This is a genomic window from Coleofasciculaceae cyanobacterium (genome assembly GCA_036703275.1).
In the GTDB taxonomy this organism is placed as follows: domain Bacteria; phylum Cyanobacteriota; class Cyanobacteriia; order Cyanobacteriales; family Xenococcaceae; genus Waterburya.
In genome coordinates this window covers 1-2,281 of record DATNPK010000116.1, presented here as the reverse complement: position 1 = coordinate 2,281, position 2,281 = coordinate 1, and the positions used below count along the sequence as shown (strand labels likewise).

Sequence of the window (2,281 nt, the reverse complement as noted above, 5' to 3'; positions counted from 1 at the left end):
GTGAATGATACTTTCTCGGTACATCGACTACAAGTTCATATGAGCCATTAGAATCGGTCAAGGTCTCTTTAATAGGAAACCCAGCACTCACTCCTATAGTACCCGCGAAAAGTATGGTCACGCTATCCACCGGCTGCCCGGCCTGATCGGTGACCTTGCCATAAACCCTCGTTAGCCGAGCAGGCTCATTATTGCGGCAGCTTTCGGAGAGGAATACTGCTATAATTAGCAAGAAGGCCAATCTTGAGTAAATGAGGCTTTTACTCATAAAAGTTTTGTGCATAAAAATAGAGGTTGAGTGGAGTTACTTGGGCAACAGTACGAAGTCGTACTTGGTCTTTCCGCCCATGGCTACAAAACAACAGCTGCCCTTTTGGACTCCGTTTTCATAAATGAGCCGATTCTGAGAGCTATACTTGCTACTAAGTGACTCAAAGTTCAGCGACGATGCAATACTAGCAGAATGATACCTTCTCGGCACATCAACTACTAGTTCATATGATCCATTAGAATCGGTCAAGGTCTCTTTAATAGGAACCCCACCACTCACCCCAATAAGTCCAGTAAACAATATGGTCACACTATCCACCGGCTGCCCGGTCTGGTCGGTGACTCGTCCATAGACAACAGTAGTTCGATCTAACTTGCGGATACAGCCGCTAGTATTAGAGAAAGCGAGGGATAAGAAAAGAAAGGAGAGAACGCCCGACCACCGGATTGATAAGCTTTTCATAAGAAATAGTTTTGTTGTAATACGGACTTAGAAGGCATAGCTTTTATGTTCGGGATAAAGAAGAATATCCCAGGAAATGCGGTTAGCACTTCTCTTTTTTAAGCCTTAGGGGCTTCTCTGGCTAACAAGTGGAAGTAGCGTTGGATCGGGAAGCAGTGCATAAAGGAAGGTTTGGTGGTGGATCATAAATTATTTGGGCAAAAGTACGAAGTCATACTTAGTCTTTCCGCCCATGACTACAAAACAGCAGCTGCCCTTCTGGACACCGTTTTCGTATACAAGGTATTTTAAATACTTATCAAGCAATTCCTGCCGCTCAAACGACAGATTAATACTAGGAGAATGATACCTTCTTGGCACATCAACCACAAGTTCATATGAACCATTAGAATCGGTCAAGGTTTCTTTAATAGGAAACCCACCGGTCACCCCTACGGTACCAGCGAAGAGTATGGTCACGCTATCCACCGGCTGCCCGGCCTGGTCGGTAACCTTACCATAAACCCTCGTTAGCCGAGCAGGCTCATTGTTGTGGCAGCTTTCGGAGAGGAGTGCTGCTGTAATTAGCAAGAAGGCTAATCTTGAGTAAATGAGGCTTTTACTCATAAAAGTTTTGTGCATAAAAATAGAGATTGGGTGGAGTTATTTAGATAGTAATAAAAAATCATAATTGGTTTTTTTACCAATAGAAGCCCCACAGCAATTCCCTAATTGCTGCCCATCCTGATATACTAGATAATCTTTATAGTTTTCACTGAACTTTGTATTAATATTTTCTGGGATATATACAGTAGTACTGTTATAACCTTTAGGGACATCTATAACTAAGGTATAATTCCCGTCTTTATCGGTATGCGTATGACCTAATGGAAGGCCTGGTTTGGCAAATCCGGCTGAATACATTCTAACTAATATACTATCTACTGGTTGACGAGCTTCGTCAATGACCCTTCCATAGACAATGGTAGTACGATCCTCACGAATACATCCAATAGTGTTAGAGAAGGCCAGGGATAAGAAAAGAAAGGAAACAATACCTGTCCTACGGATTGATAAGCTTTTCATAAAAAATAGTTTTGTTGTAATACGGACTTAGAAGGCATAGCCTTCACGTTCGTGATAAAAGATTACCCCAGGAAATGCGGTTAGCAATTCTTTTTTAAGCCTTAGGGGCTTCTCTGGCTAACAAGTTTGGAAGTAGCGTTAGATCGGGAAGCAGTGCATAGAGGAAGGTTTGGTGGTGGATCATAAATTATTTGGGCAACAGTACGAAGTCGTACTTGGTCTTTCCGCCCATGGCTACAAAACAACAGCTGCCCTTTTGGACTCCGTTTTCATAAATGAGCCGATTCTGAGTGCTATACCTGCTACGAAGTGACTCCATTCTAAGCGATAGGCTTATACCAGGTGAATGATACTTTCTCGGTACATCGACTACAAGTTCATATGAGCCATTAGAATCGGTCAAGGTCTCTTTAATAGGAAACCCAGCACTCACTCCTATAGTACCCGCGAAAAGTATGGTCACGCTATCCACCGGCTGCCCGG

At 43.1% G+C, this 2,281-nt stretch carries 2 protein-coding genes; both read right to left on the bottom strand.

Annotated elements, in window-relative coordinates:
* Positions 1-922: 922 nt before the first annotated feature.
* Complete coding sequence (locus V6C71_27285; GenBank protein HEY9772167.1) at positions 923-1,354, bottom strand: carboxypeptidase-like regulatory domain-containing protein; 432 nt, start codon at positions 1,352-1,354, stop codon at positions 923-925.
* Positions 1,355-1,375: 21 nt separating this feature from the next.
* Positions 1,376-1,798, bottom strand: coding sequence for a hypothetical protein (locus tag V6C71_27280; GenBank protein HEY9772166.1), 423 nt, complete (start codon positions 1,796-1,798; stop codon positions 1,376-1,378).
* Positions 1,799-2,281 lie beyond the last annotated feature (483 nt).

Excerpts from the sequence above, each read along its gene's own strand:
- V6C71_27285 (HEY9772167.1), bottom strand. The coding sequence starts at position 1,354 with ATGCACAAAACTTTTATGAGTAAAAGCCTCATTTACTCAAGATTAGCC.
- V6C71_27280 (HEY9772166.1), bottom strand. The coding sequence starts at position 1,798 with ATGAAAAGCTTATCAATCCGTAGGACAGGTATTGTTTCCTTTCTTTTC.